This window comes from Paraburkholderia sp. JPY465 (genome assembly GCF_050436725.1).
Classification (GTDB): Bacteria; Pseudomonadota; Gammaproteobacteria; order Burkholderiales; family Burkholderiaceae; genus Paraburkholderia; species Paraburkholderia youngii.
Genome location: NZ_JBNDMT010000003.1, coordinates 1500989 through 1519854 on the forward strand (window position 1 = coordinate 1500989; position 18866 = coordinate 1519854).

An 18866-nucleotide genomic window follows, 5' to 3' on the forward strand; every position below is an offset into this window, starting at 1 on the left:
TACCTTACCAAAATGCAATATGGGATATGATCGATAGATACAAAATGATGGAGTCATGTCATGTCTCACGTCGCTGAAACAGCGCAATCGTCGCAGTCGTCCGCCTCCTCCGCTGCTCCCGCTTCTCCGGTATCTCTGCCCTGGGTCACCCGTCTCGTGTCGATGGACACGGTGAGCCGCAATCCGAATCTCGGCCTGATCGAAACCGTGCGCGACGAACTGCGCGCGGTCGGTATCGACGCGACGCTGACCCACGGCAAGGGCGGCAAATGGGCGAACCTGTTCGCGACGATTCCCGCGCACGATGGCGAAACGAACGGCGGTGTCGTGCTGTCGGGCCATACGGACGTCGTGCCAGTGGACGGCCAGCAATGGGACAGCGATCCGTTCAAGCCTGAGATTCGCGGCGACAAGCTCTACGGCCGCGGCACCTGCGACATGAAGGGTTTCATCGGCGCGGCGCTCGCGCTGGTGCCGGACATGCAGCGTACCAGGCTCGCGAAACCGATCCACTTCGCGCTGTCGTTCGACGAGGAAGTCGGCTGCGTCGGCGCGCCGCTGATGATCGCCGATCTGATGAAGCGCGGCGTGAAGCCGGACGGCTGTATCGTCGGCGAGCCGACCAGCATGCGCCCGATCATCGCGCACAAGGGCATCAACGCGTATCAGTGCTGCGTGCGCGGCCAGGCCGCGCATTCGTCGCTGACACCGAAGGGCTTGAACGCGATCGAGTACGCGGCGCGCCTGATCTGCTACATCCGCGACATGGCCGACCAGTTCCGCGCGCAAGGCCCGTTCGACGAACTGTACGACGTGCCATTCAGCACCGCGCAGACCAGCACGATCACGGGCGGCAACGCGATCAACACGGTGCCGGCCGAATGCCAGTTCCAGTTCGAATTCCGCAATCTGCCGACGCTCGATCCCGAGCAGATCTTCGCGCGCATCGACAGCTACGCGCGCGACACGCTGCTGCCGAAAATGCTGCGCGAGCATCCATCCGCCGCGATCGAGATCACGAAGATCGCCGCGGCACCCGGACTCGATTCGTCTGAGCAGGCCGCGATCACGCAACTCGTGCGCGCGCTGACGGCCGACCAGGACAAGCGCAAGGTTGCGTACGGCACCGAGGCAGGCCTGTTTTCGAACGCGGGGATTCCGAGCATCGTCTGCGGTCCCGGCGACATCCAGCAGGCGCACAAGGCGAACGAATTCGTCGAGCTCGAGCAGCTCGTCGCATGCGAGCGCTTCCTGCGCAAGTTCATTCACAGCATGTCGGTCGACGCCGCTTAGCCCGTCTCGTTGCAGCGGCGCGCAGCCGCGGTGAACCTGCGCGCCGCGCCACGGGTCTGATCGACATCGACGACTCCGGAGCGACCGCCATGTCCAGCGCCATGCAGCAGCACACGGATCACACGATCGACGGCGAGCCGATCCCTACGCTCGACGACATCGCCGCGCAGCATTTCGCATTGACGCCGTGGGTCGCGCGCACGCCGGTGTTCGACCGGCTCGACTTCTCGTCGCTGCGCGGCACCGTCGTCAATTTCAAGTTCGAACTCTTGCAGGCGGGCGGCAGCTTCAAGGCGCGCGGCGCCTTCACCAACCTGCTCGCGCTCGACGACGCGCAGAAGAGCGCTGGCGTGACCTGCGTGTCGGGCGGCAATCACGCGGTGGCGGTCGCTTATGCGGCGATGCGGCTCGGCGTCAGCGCGAAGGTCGTGCTGTTCAGCGCGGCGAACCCGGCGCGCGTCGCGTTGTGCCGTGCATACGGCGCCGACATCGTCTATGCCGAAGATCTCGCCGAAGCGTTCGAACTGGTGCGACGCATCGAGGCCGAGGAAGGCCGTTATTTCGTGCATCCGTTCAACGGTTATCGCACGGTGCTCGGCTCGGCGACGCTCGGCTACGAATGGGCGACGCAAACCCCCGACCTCGAAGCGGTGATCGTGCCGATCGGCGGCGGCGGACTCGCGGCCGGCGTCTCCACCGCGCTGCGGCTCGCGAATCCGAACATACACGTGTACGGCGTCGAACCCGAAGGCTCGGATGTGATGAGCAAGAGTTTTGCCGCCAACCATACGGTCCGAATGGGCCATATGTACAGCATCGCTGATTCGCTGATGTCGCCGCATACCGAGCAATACAGCTACGAGTTGTGCCGCCGCCATATCGATCGGCTCGTCACGGTGTCCGACGATCAGTTGCGCGAAGCGATGCTGATCCTGTTCAATCAGCTCAAGCTCGCGGTCGAGCCGGCTTGCGCGGCCGCCACCGCCGCCTTGCTCGGACCGTTGCGCGAACAGTTGCAGGGCAAACGCGTGGGCGTGCTGCTGTGCGGCGCGAACATCGACCCGGTCAGTTTTGCCGCGCATCTGGAGCGTGCGCGTCATGGCGAGTCACAGTTTTCTCATTAACGACGCGCGGCGAATGCACTTGTTGCGTCAGGACCAAAGCACTAGCCTATCCGCTTCAGGTTGGTATGATTCGGCTATTCATATCAGGGAGGTGTGTGTATGAGCATGATCCAGGAATTTAAAGAATTTGCCCTCAAAGGCAATGTGATGGATCTGGCGGTCGGTGTGATTATTGGCGGCGCATTTTCCACCATTGTTAATTCCGTGGTTAAAGACCTGATCATGCCGGTCGTCGGGCTCGCTACCGGCGGCTTCGATTTCTCCAATCTGTTCGTTCGCCTCGGTCATATTCCGCCGACTTACAAAGGCAACCCCGAATCGTATAAAGACCTGCAGACGGCCGGCGTGGCGGTGTTCGGTTACGGCTCGTTCATTACCGCGACGATCAATTTCATCATTCTCGCGTTCATCATCTTTCTGATGGTCAAGTTCATCAACAAACTGCGCAAGGAGCCGCAAGCTGCTCCGGCGGAACCGCCGCCGACGCCGGAAGATGTGCTGCTGCTGCGCGAGATCCGCGATTCGCTAAAAAACCAGCAGCGTTAATTGTTAAATAAAGCTCGGTTTCAAACACCCGAGTCGGTGAAATAAAAAAGGCCTGTTGCGACTCACTTCGCCACAGGCCTTTGTCTTTTTCACTTTGCTTTCAGCGCACTGCCCTTTATCGCGCTTCACGCATTCTTTTGCGCCTTCAATTGCGCGGCGCTTTCGATCATCGCTTCGAGCTGGCCGAAATTGACAGGCTTCGTCAGATGCGAAGTAAAGCCCGCACTCAAACAACGGCGCACGTCCTCGTCGGTGCCGAAGCCGGTCAATGCGACGGCTGGCACGTCGGAACGTTCGCGAAACGCCTCGATGAAATCGAGGCCGGTGCCATCGGGCAACCCGACATCGCTGACGACCAGATCGAAGCTCTGCAACTGCGTCGCCGCAAGCGCATCGTCGATGCGCCCGACCACCGTCACCTGATGACCCAAGCCGCGCATCAATTGGGCCATCACGTCGGCGGTATCAGCATGATCCTCGATCAGCAGCACGGTCAGCGAACTCGCCGGCTGCACGGTGCTCGGCACGATGACCGGCGGCGCGGCGGCCGGCGCGGCCGCGGTCGGCAGCGTGATCGTGAAGGTCGCGCCGCAATGCGGTCCTGGACTCTGCGCGGTCACGGTTCCGCCGTGCACGTCGGTCAGCGCCTTCGTGATCGCGAGACCGAGACCCAGCCCGCCGAACTGTCGCGTCATGCTCTGGTCGCCCTGCTCGAACGCGTTGAACAGCTTGCCGATCTGCTCCGGCTCGATGCCGATGCCGGTGTCTTCGACCGAGATTTGCACCTGCATGCGTTCGTCGCGCGTGCGGACATAGATGTGGCCGCCGTCCGGCGTGAACTTCGCGGCATTGCGAATCAGGTTCCACAGCATCTGTTGCAGACGCGCGCGATCGGCGAGCACGTAGTGATGCGTCGCGCGCTTGTCGACATGCACGTCCTGCTGCTTGACCTGGATTTCGCTGCGAAAGAGTTCGAGCACGCTGTCGATCACGTCGTGCACGTCGACGGTTTCCAGCGACAGCCGCAGCTTGCCGTTCGCGACGCGCGTCAGATCGAGCAGATCGTCGATCAGCCGCGCCTCCAGCTCGACGTTGCGGCGGATCATCCGCACGCTCGCGCGCGCCTGCTCGGGCAGATCGGAAATCATCTCGAGCACGCTCGCGCCCGCCAGCACCGGCGTGAGCGGCGTGCGCAATTCGTGCGACAGCATCGCGAGAAAGCGGTCCTTCGCGCGGTTCGCTTCTTCGGCGGCCTGGCGCGCGGCCTGCTCGGACTCGAGCAGCCGCTCGCGCTCCTCGATCGCCTCGCGCTGCGAGTGAATGTCGGTACAACTGCCGAACCATTTGCTGACGTTGCCATCGGCATCGCGCAACGCGACCACGCGCATATCGAACCAGCGGTACTCGCCGTCGTGGCGGCGAATCCGCATCTCGTGCCGATAGTCGCCGTCGCGGCTCGCCACGGCTTTGAGCCAGCTTTGCCGGATCTGCTCGCGATCGTCGGGATGCACGGCGTCGAGCCACGCAAGACCATGCGAGCTGTGTTCGGGCAAGCCGGTGTAGTCGTACCATTGCTTCGACAGGAAGTCGCAATCGCCGGCCGCATCGCAGGTCAGCACCAGGTGCGGCAAGGTCTCCGACAGCGTGCGGTAATGCAGCTCGCGATCGCGCAGCAGCAGTGCTTCGTCGGACGCGCGTTGCAGCCGCACCTGCGACAGCACGCGCTCCACGGCCTCCGGCAGATAGTCGAGATAGTCGCCCGACTTCGGCACCACGTCGGACACGCCCGCGCGCAGCGCTTCGATCACGCGCGACTCGTCGGTGAAGCCGGTCACGAGGATCGCCGGAATGCGCACGCCCTCCGCGCGCAGACGCCGGAAGAAATCGAGCCCGGTCTCCGGCCCGTTCAACTGATAGTCGAGCACCAGCAGATCGAGGCCGCCACCCGCGAGCCGCTCGCGGGCCGCCTCGACACCGGCGCAGATCGCCACCCGGCAACCGGCGCGTTCGAGCGACTTGCGCGCGAGCCGCAGGATGCCCTCGTCGTCATCGACGACGAGCACGTAAGCGGCATGCGGCGTGGACACTTCTTCGGTCATGCAGAATGCTCTGTGGCTAAGGTCAGTGCTTATGTTGTCATGAACGGCTTTCGGACGCCTTCAGGCCGGCGCGAGCCGATGCCCCGGCGGCAGCTTGACCACTTGCAGAAAAAAGCCCAGCCGGCGCACGGCTTCGACGAACGTATCGTATTCGACCGGCTTGCAGACGTAGACGTTGCAGCCGAGTTCGTAGCAGCGCGCGATTTCGCGCGGATCGTCGGTGGTGGTCAGCACGATCACGGGCACGGCGGCGGTCTCAGGGTCTTTCTTCAGACGCCGCAACACCTCGAAGCCGTCGACGCACGGCATCTTCAGATCGAGCAGCACGACGAAATTCGCCAGATTCTGGCGCGGCGGATACGGCTGGCCGTCGGTGTCGGTCAATGTCTCAGCGGACGCGGGGCCGAAGAAGTAATCGAGCGCCTGCTGGCCGTCGCGAAAGCGCACGAAGCCGTTCGAAATGCCGGCACGGCGCAGATTCCGCTCGACGAGCGTCGCGTGGCCGTCGTCGTCTTCGATCAGAACGATGCTGACCGCTTGCGCGTGATTCATAGGCTCTCCGTGCCAACGATTCGTCATCCATACCCGCGCCGGCATGCGCGCCGCTCAGAAGCGCACCGGCTGCTCGGGCAGCACCACGAAAAAAGTCGAGCCGGCGCCTTCGGCCGATTCGACCCAGACGCGCCCGCCGTGCCGTTCGACCGTGCGCCGCACCACCGCGAGGCCGATCCCGTCGCCGCTCGCGACGTCTGCATGCAGACGCTGGAACGCGCGAAACACCTTCGATAGATACGCGGCCGGAATGCCGAGCCCATTATCGCGGACGTAATAGGTGCGCATACGGACCGCGCGCGGCTCGGTTTCATCGACGGGTTCGGGCGCCAGCGCGCCGACCTCGATGCGCCCGGTGCGCGCCGGATCGAGAAAAGTCAGCGCATTGCCGATCAGGTTGCTGAAGATCTGCTCGACCGCCGCCGGATCGCCCCATGCGGGCGGCAGCTCGCGCACCGTGACGCTCGCGGCGCGCTGCTCGATCGTGCCTTGCAGCCCATCGACGACCCGCGCCACCGCGCGCCCGACGCTGACCCGCTGCCATTGGTATTCGAGCCGTCCCGCGCGCGAGATGCGCAACAACGCGTCGATGATCGCCGCCGCGCGCGCAACCGCGGTGCGCAAATAGTGCAACGACTCGCGCACGTCGCCATCGAGAATCTGCGTCATGCGCCGCGCTTCGTTCTCAGGCAAGCGAGCCTGCCCGACGAGGCCGTCGAGTTCGTCGCACGACACGTGCAGTTCCTTCGAAAACCCTTGCAGATTGACGAGCGGCGAGCGCAGATCATGCGACACGCTGTAGATGAACATCTCGTTGTCCTGCGTTTCCTGGCGCAATTCCTCATTGACGCCCGCCAGGTCGCGCGCGCGTGCTTCGAGCTCCGTCTTCAGGGCCTGCTGCCCGGTTTCCGCCTCGCGCAGACGCGCATCGGTCTGATGCAGCACCGTGTCGAGCGCGGCGATTTCGTCGCTGCCTGACAACGGCGCCGCGAGCGGCCGGCCGCTGCCGAGCCGCTCGGCATTATCGGTCAGCACTTCGAGGCGCTGGCCGATGCCGCGCGCGAACACGAAGGCGGTGACCGCCCAGATCAGCATCGAGCCGAACGCCGCGGCGATCAGCGCGCGCTGCTGAAGCCCGCGACGCTCGCCGAGCGCGCTCGAGCGCTCGACATCGAGCACCGACGCCGCCGCGTCGAACTGGGCCAGCTCCTCGCGGAACACGGCGATCTGCTCCGGCAACTCGCCGGTTTCGAGCGCGATATAGGGACGTAGACTGCGCCCTTCGTGCAAGGCCTGCGAGATCGCCACACTGTGTGCGCAATACGCGTCGATCGCGCGCCGCATGCTGCGTACGCGCTCGGCCTGGGCCGGCGTTTCGGCTACGAGCGCATCGAGCTTCGCGAGCCGGTCGTTCAGGTCGACCCACACCGCGTGGCGGTCGATCAGCGACGCCTCGCCCGTCACCATCGCGGTGCGCACGCGCGCGGCCTGGCGCAGCAGCGGGTCGACGATGGCCGAGGACTCGTAGAGGATCTGCTTGCTGTTGTCGACCCAACGCGCGGCCTGCGCGGTGCGCTCCTGGGTATCGAAGACGACCCCGAGCAGCGCGAGTTCGACCACGCTCGGTATCGCGATCAGCAGCAGGCCTTTGGTGATTAGTTTCATGGTTCCGTCAGGGCGTTCAGGCTGTGGTTCAGGCTGTCACTCGAACGGCGGGGCTCGCGCACACCCGTGGCGCCCTGTAAGGCGGGCGCCGCGCGGCCGGACGGGCCATTATCGACGTGAACCAGAGATATTTCAACGGCGCGCCTGCAAGCGCTCGACCACACAAAAATGACTTTTTTATTGGGATGGGATGTTTTTTCGGCGCCGCCTGCGTCTATGATGGAGACAAGGTGTGCTGGGATGCGAATGCGCGCGGCGAGGCGGTTCGGCATGATTCGTGCGGGAGCGGTGGAGCGATGCAGCAGCGTCGAATCATCGTGAATCCGGCCTTGTCGTATGCTATAAAAGATCGACGTGCGGCGCGCGAAAGCCGGGAGTGGTCGCATGAGGACGCAGCGTTTCTTGCAATTCTTTTTCAGGCGAATTTTTATGTCCTTCCCGAAAAAGCGTAGACGCGCGAAGGTGGACGGCGACGAGTCGTTCCTCGCGGTTCTGCGGCATTTCAAGCCGTTCGGTCAACTCGACACCAAGATTGCGCGGGCTCGCGCGCAGGACGAACCGGTGCTCTATGCACACGTACTGCCCGGACTCGACGTACTTCTATGCAGTGTGCGCGGCGCGCAGCCGCCCTACCCCGCACCAGCCGAATTGCGGCGGCGCTGCATCGAATCCATAACCAACGCACTGGAGCAACCGCTCGATGGTCTCGAGAACGGCGGCTACTGGTACGAGGCCGACGGCTTCGGCTTCCTCGTGTTCGCGAGTCGTGCGCGCGGCAAGATTCTGACGGAGTTCGGCGCGACGCGGATCGGTACTCGCCGCGGCGTGCGTCGCCAGGATGCGTCGGGCGATGCAACACCGCGCTCGCTCAGATAGCGCCGATCAGATACCCTGAAGTTCAGGGTTACTGACAGGTCGTTTCGTCGTCATCCATCGGCGGTTTCGACAGCCGATGTCGTCACGCATCGCTGGCGTCTTCGGTGGCGCTGCGCTGCTTTCCTGTCCGCTTCATTGCATTGAAACACGGACTTTCACGGCCGCCGCGCGCAGTTGCGCGCGGCATCGTGCCATTCATTCGGCCATCGCATCATCGACGCGCTCGCGCGCGGGCGGCACGCTGATCAGCCACAGAAAGATCACGCACAGGCCGCCGCCGAGGCCCCAGTTCAACGAGTCCACCGGCAAAACCGACAACATCAGCTGCCCTTGTATTCGGCCGCGCTCGCCGGCGACTGTGTCGCGGGCTTGCGATTGCTATCCGTCGCGGCCGGCGACGACGCGCCGCCCGAGGACTTGTTGACCGGCGCGCCCTCCAGCGACATCGGCGCCTTCGGCTGTTGCTTCACGCCCGGCGGCGGCGCCTTCGGCATCTGCCGCACCTGCGCGAGCAGTTGCGTGCACGGCAGCGGCTTGTTGTTGCTCGGCGCGAGCAGCGGGATCAGCGCCGCGAACGGATTGATCAGCCCGAGCCCGACCGCCGCGCCGCCACGCAGTGCGAGCGCGGCCGCATTGACGCCGACGTGCGGGTCCTTGAAGGTGCCTTTCACGTACAGCGGCGAGCGCAGCGAAAAGACCCGGAAGCCCTTCGTATGCGGATGCACGCCGAGGTCCATCGTTTCGTCGCGCAGATTGATGTGACCGTCGATGTTGATCACCGCATCGCCGGTATCGAGCGCGAACACGCGCGCTTCGAGCACGCCATCGGTCGCGACGAAATCGGCGGCCGCGCAGTTGATCTTCACGTCGCGATTGCCGAACAGCTTTTCATAGACCACGTTCGCGACGTTCAGGCCGGCCGCCTCCATCAGCAGACGGCTCACGGTGCCCTCGGTCACGAGCGCCTTCAGCTCGCCGTTCGAAGTCGCGGCGAGCGCCGCCGGAGAGTTGCCGGTCGCGGACAGCGACGCGTCGCCGTTGATCTCGCCGAGCGCGCTCTGCATCGTCTTGAAGTTCGGGAACAGTTGCTTGAGCTTCAGATGCCGCGCCGACATCGCGAAGCGCCCCTTCAACGGCGCCCCGCTGCCATCGAGATAAATGTCCGACGCGAGCGAGCCGCCCGCGACGCCGAATTTCAGCGGCACCAACGACAGCACGCCGTCGGTCATCACGACGTGCGTGTACAGATCCGTGATCGGCAAATTCGAGTTCTTGATGATGCGCCGGCCGGTGAACTTGACGTCGGCGTCGATCGCCTTCCAGCGGTCGGTGCGAAACTCCTCGACCGGCAGCGCGCGGTTGCCCGGCTGCGCGGCCGCGCCGCCGCGCTTCGCCTTGCTCGCCTTCGAATCGGCGCCGATCACCGGCGCAAGATCCGAAAACTGCAGCAGATGCGACTCGAGTTCGCCCTTCAGCAGCGGACGCGGCTGGCGGCCGGTATAGGTCAGCGAACCGTTCAGATCGCTGCCACCGACCCGGCCTGTAAAGTTTTCATACGTGAACACGTTGCCGCTCGATTTGAACCGGCCGATCAGATGGCCCTCGGTCGCGTACGGCGGGGTCTCGGGCAAGGTCACACCGGTCAGCGAATACAGCCGCGCCATGCTGTTGCCTTGCAGCCAGAGACGCAGATCGAGCGCCGCGAGATGCGCCGGATCGGTGACCGTGCCGACGAAGGCGATATGCAGGTCGCCGGCTTTCACGTCGGCCTGCACCGGGAACGGCCGGTTCGCGTCCTGCAGCGCGAGCACGCCGCCGAGCTTGCCGCTGCCGGACACCGGCGTGCGGTTGTAGGTGCCCTTGACGGTCCAGGCGATCGCATAGAGCGGTGTCGCGCGTGGCGCGCCGGGTGCGGTGCCGCTCGCGGCCGAGACGGCCGCAGACGTGCTGGCGCTCTCGCTGGCCGCGCCGCTCGTCGCAAGCGCGCCTGATGTTGCGCCCGGGCCCGAGGCTGCCGACGCCTGCGCCGGGGTCTGAACTTCGGACGCCGCCGCTGCGGAAGCCGCCTTCGCTTCCGAAGCCGCCTGCGCTTCGGCCTGTGCGGCAAGCTTGCTCGCACCCGCGCGGCCGACCGCCTGCGCCGACGCGCTGCGCGAGGCCGCCTCCTGCTGCTTCAACGCGTCGCCGATCGGGATCGGCTGCCCGAGCGTATCGACGACCATCTGCACCTCGACCTTCTTCTGCTGATCCGACAGCGCGATATTGCCCTTCGCGAACGCGATATCGTGCAGATCGAGCTTCCACTCGGATGGCCCGGTCGACGACGGCAGTTTGAAGGTCCAGTTATTGCGCCCGTCGACAAGACGTTCGAGATCGACGAATGGATTCACGAGGTTGATCGCCGGAATCACGATGTCGTGCGTGAGCAGCGGCAACACCTCGACCTCGAAGTCGATTTCGTCGAGTGTCGCGAAGTGCGGCTGTTTGGCCCAGTCGGGATTGCCGATCGTGATATTGGCCGCCGAAAAGCGCGGCCAGGGCACCCAGCCGCGCCAGCCGGTTTCGCCGACCGCATGACGCCAGCCCACCTTCAGATCGCCGTTGATCGCGAACGGCCGGCCGATCGCCTGGCTCACCTTGTCGTCGATGTAAGGCCGCGCGCGGTTCCAGTCGAAGGTCAGGATGAAGATGACGAGCGCGACGATCAGGATGACGAGCACGGCCAGCAGCCATGCAAGGATTTTTCCGACCCGTCGTCCGATGCTGCTCGACACTGCCATTGAAAGGCTCCGCGTGTTGTTCTACGTTGTGCACCGTGCAGCAGTTATCGTGCCTGGCGCGTGGCAATGAATCGTCGAGCCGGTTGTGGGTTGTGTGCGCTATTGCGCCTCGTCGTTTTATCATGGCGCACGCTTTGCCGACAGACCGACCGGCGCATTGACGCCGTCGCGCCGGCACGAAGCGACACCCTCCCCACGACGTTCCAACCATGACCGATGTTCCCCTCCTCCTCGCCGACGGCATCGTGCGGCGTGATGCGCAGCGCGGCCAGACGCTGTTGCAGCAGACCACCTTCGCGCTGCGCGCCGGCGAGCGCGTCGCGATCACCGGACCGTCCGGCTCCGGCAAGAGCGTATTCCTGCGCGCGCTTGCGCTGCTCGATCCGATCGATGCGGGGCGCATCTTGTGGCATGGTGCGCCGCTCGTGCGAGCGGCGATTCCGCGCTATCGGCGCGGCGTCGCGTATATCCGGCAGCGGCCCGCGCTGATCGACGGCAGCGTCGAAGACAATCTGCGCTATCCATTCGAGCTGCGCGCGTATCGCGACGCGCGCTTCGATCGCGTGCGAGCGGCCAGGCTTGCGATGCAGGCCGGCCGCGGCGAGGACTTTCTCGGCAAGCGCGCAAGCGAATTATCGGGCGGCGAAGCGCAGATCGCCGCGCTGATCCGGGTGCTGCAACTCGCGCCCGAAGTGTTGTTGCTCGACGAGCCGACCGCGTCGCTCGACCCGGCTTCATCGCGCGCAATCGAAGCGCTCGTGCAGGCATGGTTCGATGCCGCGCCGGGCGCCCACGCATCGATATGGGTATCGCACGATCCCGAGCAGGCGGCACGCATGAGCGAACGGCATCTGACGATGCGCGCCGGCGTGCTGGCCGAACACACTACGGTGCGGCGCGACGCGGACCAACGCGATGCCGCGGAGCTGCGCCGGGAGTCCCGCTCATGAGCCTGCAGAATCTGAGCTTGTGGGACGTCGCGATTGCGACGCTGCTGATCGTCGTGAACGGCGCGGTGTCGGTCGCGCTGAAGCTCGATCTCGAACGCAAGCTCGCATGGGCGGCGGTGCGCACCGTGCTCCAGTTGCTCGCGATCGGCTATGTGCTCGGCTGGGTGTTCAGTTTCGCTCGCTGGTACGTGGTGCTGCCGCTGATGATCGTGATGACGCTGATCGCGGGTTTCGCCGGCGCGCAGCGCGGCAGTCACACCTATGCCGGACAACGCGCGGACAGCTTGCTGTCGATCTGGGTCAGCTCGTGGCTCGTGGCCGCGGTGGGGTTGTTCGTCGTGATCCGCATCCATCCGTGGTACGAGCCGCAATATGCGATTCCGATTCTCGGCATGATCCTCGGCAACACGCTGACCGGTGTATCGCTCGGCATCGAGCGGATGACCGAGGAGCTGACCGCGCGGCGCGACCGCGTCGACATGGCGCTCGCGCTCGGCGCGACGCGCTGGGAGGCCGCGCAGGCGCCGGCGCGTCAGGCGGTGCGCGCGGGCATGATGCCGACGTTGAATCAGATGGCGGTGGTCGGCGTGGTCAGTTTGCCGGGCATGATGACCGGCCAGGTGCTGGCCGGGCAATCTCCATTGCAGGCGGTGCGCTATCAGATCGTCATCATGTTTCTGATCGCGGCGGCGTCGGCGCTGGGGACGGTGGGCGCGGTGCTGCTCACGTACAGGCGACTGTTTTCGGCTGAGCATCAGTTCTTGCCGGCGCGGCTCGTCGAGCGTGACGCACGCAAAGGATGACTCACCGGGATGACGCGCTCAAGCGTGCTACGGCTCGCGCACGCGGCCATCACGCCGCGTGCGCTCGACCGTTCAACGCTTAGCGGTGATGGCCACCTCAGTGCCATCGCTCAGCGTCAGCGTTTTCGTCGTGCCGTTGACCGGCATCGTGAAACGCACGATCTGGCTCATACGCACATCGTTCGGACACTTGAGCGTCTTGCCGCCGCTCGTCACGGTTTTGACACCGTGCGGCGTCTGCGCCTGGAAGCTCAGCTGTACGGTCGCGGTGCCGTCGCTCGCCACCACCGGTGCGAGTCGGATCTGCGTCTGGCGAATCATCGCGCCATTCTCGTCGACCGGCAGCGACGCATAGTCCGGGCATGCATCGGTAGCGGGCACCGGACCGCCGGGCGGCACGGTCTTCCACGTGAAGTCGTCCGTTTCTCCCGAGCGGATCGTGCGGGTCTCCTGGGAATTGCCGAACTGTTTCGACGTGACGCGAACGGTGTAGCGGATCGGACCGTCGAGCGCGGCCTTGTTGGTCACCGTGATCGGCGTGGCTGCGTGAGCAGCCGGCACGAGCGCGCAAGCGAGAGAAGCGACAACCGAAACGGCGGAGAGTTTGAAGCTGAAGCTCATACTGTCACCTCGTTGTTGTGCCGCTGCGCGCTCGCGTCGACGCGACTGCCCGTGCACTGCCGAGGCCCGGCCGGTTCACACTGGCTGGCCTCGCCGCAAGACACGCAACCGTTTTGGCATGCTGCGTCGTCAGTCTAACGCCAAGCGCGCTGGCGCGCGTGTCGTGTCGGCTCGGGTGTTAACCCGCTTGCGGCGACGCGCTTTCTGCGCGTCGATTTCATCTCAGAAGCCGGTCAGCACCAGCTTGCCGATCGCGCGTCCTGCTTCGAGCAACTGATGCGCGCGGCGCAGATTCTCCGCGTTGATGCGGCCCAGGTCCTGGCCGAGCGTCGTGCGCAACGTGCCCGCGTCGACGAGGCGCGCGACCTCGGTCAGCAGCTTGTGCTGCTCGATCATGTCGGGCGTGCCGAACATCGAGCGCGTGAACATGAATTCCCAGTGAAACGCGGCGCTCTTCGCCTTCAGCAATTCGACCGGCACCGCGGCGCTGTTCTCGACGATCGTGCAGATACCGCCTTGCGGTTTGATCAGTTGGGCGGCAGCGGGGAAATTGCGGTCGGTGTCGTTGAAGATCAGCACGTAGTCGACCTCTTCGATGCCAAGCTCTTTCATCTGCGCAGGCAGATCGCCGAAGTGATCGACGACGTGATCCGCGCCGAGCTCACGTGCCCATTTCGCCGATTCGGGCCGCGACGCGGTTGCGATCACCTTCAGCTTGCCGAGCTGTTTCGCGAGCTGAATGCCGATCGAGCCGACCCCGCCCGCGCCGCCGAAAATCAGCACCGTGCGGCCTGCGTCGGCGCCCTGCGGCGATACGCCGAGGCGGTCGAACAAGGCTTCCCATGCGGTGATCGCGGTCAGCGGCAACGCGGCCGCGTGCGTGAAATCGAGCGACGCCGGCTTGTGTCCGACGATCCGTTCGTCCACCAGATGAAACTCGCTGTTGGCGCCAGGCCGGGTAATGCTGCCCGCATAAAACACCGGGTCGCCAACCTTGAACAGCGTGACCTCGGGCCCGGCCGCGACGACGGTGCCGGCCGCATCCCAGCCGAGCACGCGCGGCGTCTTCTCGACGCTGTCTTTCGGCGCGCGCACCTTGGTGTCGACCGGGTTCACGGAAATCGCTTCGACCTTGACCAGCAGATCGCGGCCGCTCGCTTCGGGTTTCGGGATCTCGACGTCGACGAGCGCTTCGGCGTGATCGATTGGCAGATAACGGTAGAGTCCGACGGCTTTCATGGCTGCTCCTTGTGGGTTCGGTTGATGTGCAAGCATGACCAGAATCGTAAGACGGTTCTTATTCTGTTAAAACAGTCATAATCACTGAAACATTTTTTTGTTTTCCAGAATAATGAACGATTCAAGTCCGGCTGGCCGGTCCCTGCCCAGCGAGCGCGAACGGCTCGACCTGCTCGATGTCGCGCTGTTCGTGCGCGCCGCGCTGCTTGCCAACGTGTCGGCGGCCGGGCGCGAGTTCGGTTTGTCGGCGGCGGTCGCGAGCGCGCGGATCGCGCAACTCGAAAAGCTGCTCGGCGCGCGCTTGCTGCATCGGACCACGCGCCGCATCAGCCTCACCCAGGACGGTGAAGTGTTCATGACGCGCGCCGAGGCGCTGCTCGACGCGGCCGGCGCCGCGCGCGCATCGGTCGGCCGCGCGCAGGCGGAGCCGCAGGGACGGCTGCGCGTGACGATGCCGTCGTCGTTCGGGCGCCAGCATGTGTCGCCGGTGATCAGCGAGTTTTTGCGCCACTATCCGGGTGTCAGCGTCGATCTGCGCCTGACGGATCAGGTGGTCGATCTGGTCGACGCGGGCATCGATGTCGCGATCCGCGTCGGCGTGCTGAAGGATTCGTCGCTGGTCGCGCGGCGGCTCGCGGTGAATCGCCGCGTGCTGTGCGCGGCCCCCGCCTATCTGGCCGCGCACGGCACGCCGCATCATCCGTCGGATCTGGCGCGGCACGAGTGCATCATTTTGTCGGAGCAGCGCGACTGGCGTTTCGTGACGCCCACTGGCCCGCTCGACGTGCGCGTGAGCGGGCGCCTCGTCACCGACAACGGCGAGGTGATTCGCGACGCGCTGCTCGCGGGCTTCGGCATCGCGCTGAAATCGACATGGGACGTGGCGCCTTATCTGCGCAGCGGCGAACTCGTCAGCGTGCTCGACAGCTATCCGCTCGCGGACGACGTCGCGATCTGGGCCGTGTACCCGAGCCGCGCGTTCATGCCGCCGAAGACGCTCGCATTCATCGACTTCGTCGCCGCGCATTTCGGCGATCCGCCGTATTGGGATCGTGAGCCGGTTGGAGCGGCGGGCGCGTAAGCGTCACGCCCGTTAAGCGGCGTCAGCGCCTGCCGCCCTTCGCGCCGCCCTGCTTGCGATCCGAGTTCACATCGGTATGCGAGTCGTTCTGCGTGCGCTGCTGATACTCGCCGCCGCCGCGGCGGTCGGTATCCTGCAAGCCATGCTCGATATCCTCATGCGCCTGCTTGCCGACATGGCGCGGATTGTCTTCGTGCTGTGACTCCGGATGCTGGTCGGTTTCATGCGGCAGCGGCGCCGCGGCTTCCTGCAACGACTCCGGGTCCTTGTTCGCGTGCGGGTCGGCTTGCGAGTCGCCATCTGTCGATTGCGGCTGGGTCTTCATTGCATTGCTCCTTCGCGAAGCGCGTTCGCGCACTGAGTGCGCACGGCGAATTCGCGGGTTGATTCAGCCACCTGGACGAGCGCGCATCACGCGACGCCCAGACGTTTTTTCATCGCCGCGGTGATGCGCTGACGGGTCTTCGCATAGTCGGCCCACGGGTCGTTCGAGAGGCCGTCCACGCGCTCGTGGACGTTGCGGATGCCCCATTGATCGCCGCTCGTCGTGCTGTCGAGTTCGTCCCACGCGAGCGGCACCGACACGCCGAGTCCCGGCCGCGCCCGCGCCGAGAACGCGGCCACCGTGCTGGAGCCGCGGTTGTTGCGCAGATAGTCGATGAAGATTTTCTTCTTGCGATTCTGCGCGCCCATCTTCGCGCTGAAATACTGCGGCAGCGTCGTCGCCATATGCTGCGCGACCGCCTGCGAGAAATCCTTCACTTCATCCCAGCCGGCCTGCTTCGCGAGCGGCACGACCACGTGCAAGCCCTTGCCGCCGCTCGTCTTGACGAACGACTTCAGGCCCAGTTCGTCGAGCAGCGAGCGGGTCAGTTGCGCGGCCTCGACCATCCGTTCCCAGCCGAGCGACGGGTCCGGGTCGAGATCGAACACCATCCGATCGGGCTTTTCAATATTCGACGCGAGCGCATTCCACGTGTGAAATTCGACGGTGCCCATCTGCGCGGCGCCGACCAGTGCGGCGAGCGTGTCGACCGTGATCAGCGCCGGATGGCCCGGGTCGAGTCCTTCGTGCTGCGTGACGTTTGGAATCGACAGCTTCTGGCTGTGCTTCTGGAAGAACAGCTCGCCGCCGATATCCTCGGGCGCGCGCACCAGCGCGACAGGCCGCTCGCGCAGATGCGGCAGCATCCATTCGGCGATTGATTCGTAGTACTGCACCAGTTCGAGCTTGCTTGCGCCGCTGCTCTTGTCGATCACGCGATCGGGATGCGAGATGCGCACGCCGGCGATTTCGCTTTGCGTGCGCGAGCGTGTTGCCGTGGTTCGGGCGGACGCGCGTTCCGTCACGGCAGGCGTGGCGGTCTTGGCGGTCTTGCTGGTTTTCGTGGCTGCGCGCTTTTTCGGCGCGCCTGGTTGCCGCGTATCGTCGGCGGCGGTTTCGGTTTGCTGTTGCACGTCGGCTCCTTGTCGGGCGGTTTCCCTGACGATCTGGCGCGCCGGTTTGTCGTCGCGCAAACTGACGAAAGACGCCTGGCGCACGATGCCATCGCTCGTCCATTCGGCGAAGTTGCATTCGGCGACGAGCACCGGCTCGACCCAATGCACGGGCGTGCGGCTGCGCTCACGCGGCGCGCTCGCGAACGGCATGCGCTTGCTCGCGTGCGCGTCGAGCGCCTGTTTGACCGAGCGCAGCAACCCGGCGTCGAAGCCGGTACCGACGCGCCCCGCGTACTTCAGTTGGCCGTCGGCGTCGTAGACACCGAGCAGCAGCGCGCCGAACGCCTCGCGGCTGCCGGCCGGCTCCGAATAGCCGCCGATCACGAACTCCTGGCGCCGCCGGCACTTCAGCTTGATCCACGACGGCGCGCGGCCCGACACATAGCGGCTGTCGCGCCGCTTGCCGATGATGCCTTCGAGCCCCATGTCGCACGCGCTCTTGAGCAGCTCGCCGGCGCTGAACGCGAAGTCGTTCGAAAAGCGCAGCACGCGATCGTCGACGCCTTCGAGCAGCGCGCGCAGAATCGCGCGGCGCTGTTCGAGCGGCACGCCGCGCAGGTCGTAGCCGTTCAGGAACGGCAGATCGAACAGATAGATCACGATGTCCTGCGGGCGATGCGCATCGAACGCGTTTTGCAGCAACTGGAAGCTCGGCACGTCGCGTTCATCGAGCACGACCGCTTCGCCGTCGAGCCACGCGCTTTGCATGTCGAGCCCGGCGATGGCCTCGATCTGCTTGCTGAACCTGGTGGTCCAGTCGTTGCCGTTGCGCGTGAAAACGCTGACGGCACCAGCCTTCTTTTTCGACGCGTGGTCGATGCGCGCGAGCACGCGGTAGCCGTCGAACTTGATTTCGTACAGCCAGTCGTCGCCAGGCGGCGCAGTGTCGACGAGCGTCGCCAGCTCCGGCGTCAGGCTCGCGGGCAACGCGGCTTTGACCGCGCCTTCGATCGATGGCGATGCGGCGAGTTCGCGTAACGACTGCGCGGTACGCGTCGCGACGATGTCGGGGCGTTTGTGATCGGCTGCGCGGCGCGAGGATGCGGATTGCGACGGCCGGCCCGCGCTCGTGACCTTGGCGTCGCCCGAGGTTTTCGTCTGCGCTTTCGCTTGCTTCGTTTTCCTGCCTTTCGAAGCGCCGTCGGCCAGCACGCTGCCGGGCAGCTCTTTCAGCACGTCGTAGTCGCTTTCGTCGCGCGCTTCCTCGTCGCGCTCCTTGATCAGCAGCCATTGCTCCTTGTCGCCGCTGCCGCGCATATGGCTGCGTACCAGCGTCCAGCCGCCGTGCAGCTTCTCGCCGTGCAAATGAAACTTGAGCTTGCCGGCCGCGTACGACCGCGCGGCTTCGGCCGCGCCGCCCGCCGGCTCCCACGTGCCGCGATCCCACACGATCACGGTCCCCGCACCGTAGTTGCCCGGCGGAATCTCGCCCTCGAAGGTACCGTATTCGACCGGATGATCTTCGACGTGCACCGCGAGCCGCTTGACCGACGGGTCGAGGCTTGGCCCCTTCGGAACCGCCCACGACAGCAGCGCGCCGTTCAGTTCGAGCCGGAAGTCGTAGTGCAGACGCCGCGCGTCGTGCTCCTGGATCACGTAGGACAGTGTGTCGGGCGCGGCACGCGTCGCGCTCTTGCCCGTCTTGCTAGCCGCGCGCTTGCGGGTCGTCGCGCCGGATGGCTCCGGCGTGTCTTCGAAGCGGCGCTTGCGGTGATAGAGCTCGAGTCGGTCGTTCAT

At 65.2% G+C, this 18866-nt stretch carries 17 protein-coding genes; 8 read left to right on the top strand and 9 right to left on the bottom strand.

Features of this window, described 5'->3' with window-relative positions:
• The first annotated feature begins 60 nt into the window (after positions 1-60).
• From argE to mscL, 3 genes are all read left to right on the top strand, one after another.
• Complete coding sequence (gene argE / locus QFZ94_RS21495; RefSeq protein ID WP_410849147.1) at positions 61-1293, top strand: acetylornithine deacetylase; 1233 nt, start codon at positions 61-63, stop codon at positions 1291-1293.
• A gap of 89 nt (positions 1294-1382) precedes the next feature.
• Positions 1383-2417 (top strand): threonine/serine dehydratase, encoded by a 1035-nt coding sequence (locus tag QFZ94_RS21500; protein ID WP_429459362.1) that lies wholly within the window; start codon positions 1383-1385, stop codon positions 2415-2417.
• Between the two features lie 99 nt (positions 2418-2516).
• Positions 2517-2963 (top strand): large conductance mechanosensitive channel protein MscL, encoded by a 447-nt coding sequence (gene mscL, locus QFZ94_RS21505; protein WP_368585950.1) that lies wholly within the window; start codon positions 2517-2519, stop codon positions 2961-2963.
• A gap of 125 nt (positions 2964-3088) precedes the next feature.
• Here mscL and QFZ94_RS21510 read toward each other — a convergent pair whose 3' ends face one another.
• The 3 genes from QFZ94_RS21510 to QFZ94_RS21520 are packed head-to-tail and all read right to left on the bottom strand — an operon-like array spanning position 3089 to position 7279.
• Positions 3089-5062 carry a response regulator gene (locus QFZ94_RS21510; RefSeq protein ID WP_429459364.1) on the bottom strand — a complete coding sequence of 658 codons (1974 nt, stop codon included), beginning with the start codon at positions 5060-5062 and terminating at the stop codon, positions 3089-3091.
• A 60-nt stretch (positions 5063-5122) separates the two neighbouring features.
• On the bottom strand, positions 5123-5614 hold the full coding sequence (locus QFZ94_RS21515) for a response regulator (protein WP_429459366.1): 492 nt from the start codon (positions 5612-5614) through the stop codon (positions 5123-5125).
• A gap of 54 nt (positions 5615-5668) precedes the next feature.
• Positions 5669-7279 (bottom strand): sensor histidine kinase, encoded by a 1611-nt coding sequence (locus tag QFZ94_RS21520; protein ID WP_429459368.1) that lies wholly within the window; start codon positions 7277-7279, stop codon positions 5669-5671.
• Positions 7280-7395: 116 nt separating this feature from the next.
• Here QFZ94_RS21520 and QFZ94_RS21525 point away from each other — a divergent pair, with 116 nt between their 5' ends.
• Together QFZ94_RS21525 and QFZ94_RS21530 are read left to right on the top strand one after the other, a co-directional pair.
• Positions 7396-7731, top strand: coding sequence for a hypothetical protein (locus tag QFZ94_RS21525; protein ID WP_368585954.1), 336 nt, complete (start codon positions 7396-7398; stop codon positions 7729-7731).
• Complete coding sequence (locus QFZ94_RS21530) at positions 7664-8155, top strand: hypothetical protein (protein ID WP_013089382.1); 492 nt, start codon at positions 7664-7666, stop codon at positions 8153-8155. Before QFZ94_RS21525 ends, QFZ94_RS21530 begins: the two co-directional genes overlap by 68 nt.
• Positions 8156-8350: 195 nt before the next feature.
• Here QFZ94_RS21530 and QFZ94_RS21535 read toward each other — a convergent pair whose 3' ends face one another.
• Complete coding sequence (locus QFZ94_RS21535) at positions 8351-8476, bottom strand: hypothetical protein (RefSeq protein WP_429459371.1); 126 nt, start codon at positions 8474-8476, stop codon at positions 8351-8353.
• Positions 8476-10935, bottom strand: coding sequence for an AsmA family protein (locus QFZ94_RS21540; RefSeq protein ID WP_429459373.1), 2460 nt, complete (start codon positions 10933-10935; stop codon positions 8476-8478). Before QFZ94_RS21540 ends, QFZ94_RS21535 begins: the two co-directional genes overlap by 1 nt.
• Positions 10936-11144: 209 nt before the next feature.
• On the opposite strand from QFZ94_RS21540, the gene QFZ94_RS21545 reads away from it, so the two are divergent.
• Both QFZ94_RS21545 and QFZ94_RS21550 read left to right on the top strand, forming a co-directional pair.
• A complete protein-coding gene (locus QFZ94_RS21545) occupies positions 11145-11885 on the top strand; it encodes an ABC transporter ATP-binding protein (RefSeq protein ID WP_429459375.1) in 741 nt (246 codons plus the stop codon).
• Complete coding sequence (locus tag QFZ94_RS21550; RefSeq protein WP_410849153.1) at positions 11882-12688, top strand: ABC transporter permease; 807 nt, start codon at positions 11882-11884, stop codon at positions 12686-12688. Before QFZ94_RS21545 ends, QFZ94_RS21550 begins: the two co-directional genes overlap by 4 nt.
• A gap of 72 nt (positions 12689-12760) precedes the next feature.
• Here the strand turns inward: QFZ94_RS21550 and QFZ94_RS21555 are convergent, their stop codons facing one another.
• A complete protein-coding gene (locus tag QFZ94_RS21555) occupies positions 12761-13309 on the bottom strand; it encodes a DUF6013 family protein (protein WP_368585959.1) in 549 nt (182 codons plus the stop codon).
• Between the two features lie 222 nt (positions 13310-13531).
• Positions 13532-14548: a zinc-binding alcohol dehydrogenase family protein gene (locus QFZ94_RS21560; protein WP_368585960.1), complete on the bottom strand. Its 1017-nt coding sequence runs from the start codon at positions 14546-14548 to the stop codon at positions 13532-13534.
• A 112-nt stretch (positions 14549-14660) separates the two neighbouring features.
• On the opposite strand from QFZ94_RS21560, the gene QFZ94_RS21565 reads away from it, so the two are divergent.
• Positions 14661-15629 carry a LysR family transcriptional regulator gene (locus QFZ94_RS21565; RefSeq protein ID WP_429459378.1) on the top strand — a complete coding sequence of 323 codons (969 nt, stop codon included), beginning with the start codon at positions 14661-14663 and terminating at the stop codon, positions 15627-15629.
• Positions 15630-15651: 22 nt separating this feature from the next.
• Here QFZ94_RS21565 and QFZ94_RS21570 read toward each other — a convergent pair whose 3' ends face one another.
• Both QFZ94_RS21570 and ligD read right to left on the bottom strand, forming a co-directional pair.
• Positions 15652-15954 (bottom strand): hypothetical protein, encoded by a 303-nt coding sequence (locus QFZ94_RS21570; protein WP_429459381.1) that lies wholly within the window; start codon positions 15952-15954, stop codon positions 15652-15654.
• Between the two features lie 86 nt (positions 15955-16040).
• Complete coding sequence (gene ligD / locus QFZ94_RS21575) at positions 16041-18866, bottom strand: DNA ligase D (protein ID WP_429459383.1); 2826 nt, start codon at positions 18864-18866, stop codon at positions 16041-16043.

Excerpts from the sequence above, each read along its gene's own strand:
- QFZ94_RS21530 (WP_013089382.1), top strand. The coding sequence starts at position 7,664 with ATGAGGACGCAGCGTTTCTTGCAATTCTTTTTCAGGCGAATTTTTATG.
- ligD (WP_429459383.1), bottom strand. The coding sequence starts at position 18,866 with ATGAACGACCGACTCGAGCTCTATCACCGCAAGCGCCGCTTCGAAGAC.
- QFZ94_RS21535 (WP_429459371.1), bottom strand. The coding sequence starts at position 8,476 with ATGTTGTCGGTTTTGCCGGTGGACTCGTTGAACTGGGGCCTCGGCGGC.
- QFZ94_RS21500 (WP_429459362.1), top strand. The coding sequence starts at position 1,383 with ATGTCCAGCGCCATGCAGCAGCACACGGATCACACGATCGACGGCGAG.
- mscL (WP_368585950.1), top strand. The coding sequence starts at position 2,517 with ATGAGCATGATCCAGGAATTTAAAGAATTTGCCCTCAAAGGCAATGTG.
- QFZ94_RS21515 (WP_429459366.1), bottom strand. The coding sequence starts at position 5,614 with ATGAATCACGCGCAAGCGGTCAGCATCGTTCTGATCGAAGACGACGAC.
- QFZ94_RS21520 (WP_429459368.1), bottom strand. The coding sequence starts at position 7,279 with ATGAAACTAATCACCAAAGGCCTGCTGCTGATCGCGATACCGAGCGTG.
- QFZ94_RS21570 (WP_429459381.1), bottom strand. The coding sequence starts at position 15,954 with ATGAAGACCCAGCCGCAATCGACAGATGGCGACTCGCAAGCCGACCCG.
- QFZ94_RS21565 (WP_429459378.1), top strand. The coding sequence starts at position 14,661 with ATGAACGATTCAAGTCCGGCTGGCCGGTCCCTGCCCAGCGAGCGCGAA.
- QFZ94_RS21550 (WP_410849153.1), top strand. The coding sequence starts at position 11,882 with ATGAGCCTGCAGAATCTGAGCTTGTGGGACGTCGCGATTGCGACGCTG.
- QFZ94_RS21540 (WP_429459373.1), bottom strand. The coding sequence starts at position 10,935 with ATGGCAGTGTCGAGCAGCATCGGACGACGGGTCGGAAAAATCCTTGCA.
- QFZ94_RS21545 (WP_429459375.1), top strand. The coding sequence starts at position 11,145 with ATGACCGATGTTCCCCTCCTCCTCGCCGACGGCATCGTGCGGCGTGAT.
- argE (WP_410849147.1), top strand. The coding sequence starts at position 61 with ATGTCTCACGTCGCTGAAACAGCGCAATCGTCGCAGTCGTCCGCCTCC.
- QFZ94_RS21510 (WP_429459364.1), bottom strand. The coding sequence starts at position 5,062 with ATGACCGAAGAAGTGTCCACGCCGCATGCCGCTTACGTGCTCGTCGTC.
- QFZ94_RS21555 (WP_368585959.1), bottom strand. The coding sequence starts at position 13,309 with ATGAGCTTCAGCTTCAAACTCTCCGCCGTTTCGGTTGTCGCTTCTCTC.
- QFZ94_RS21560 (WP_368585960.1), bottom strand. The coding sequence starts at position 14,548 with ATGAAAGCCGTCGGACTCTACCGTTATCTGCCAATCGATCACGCCGAA.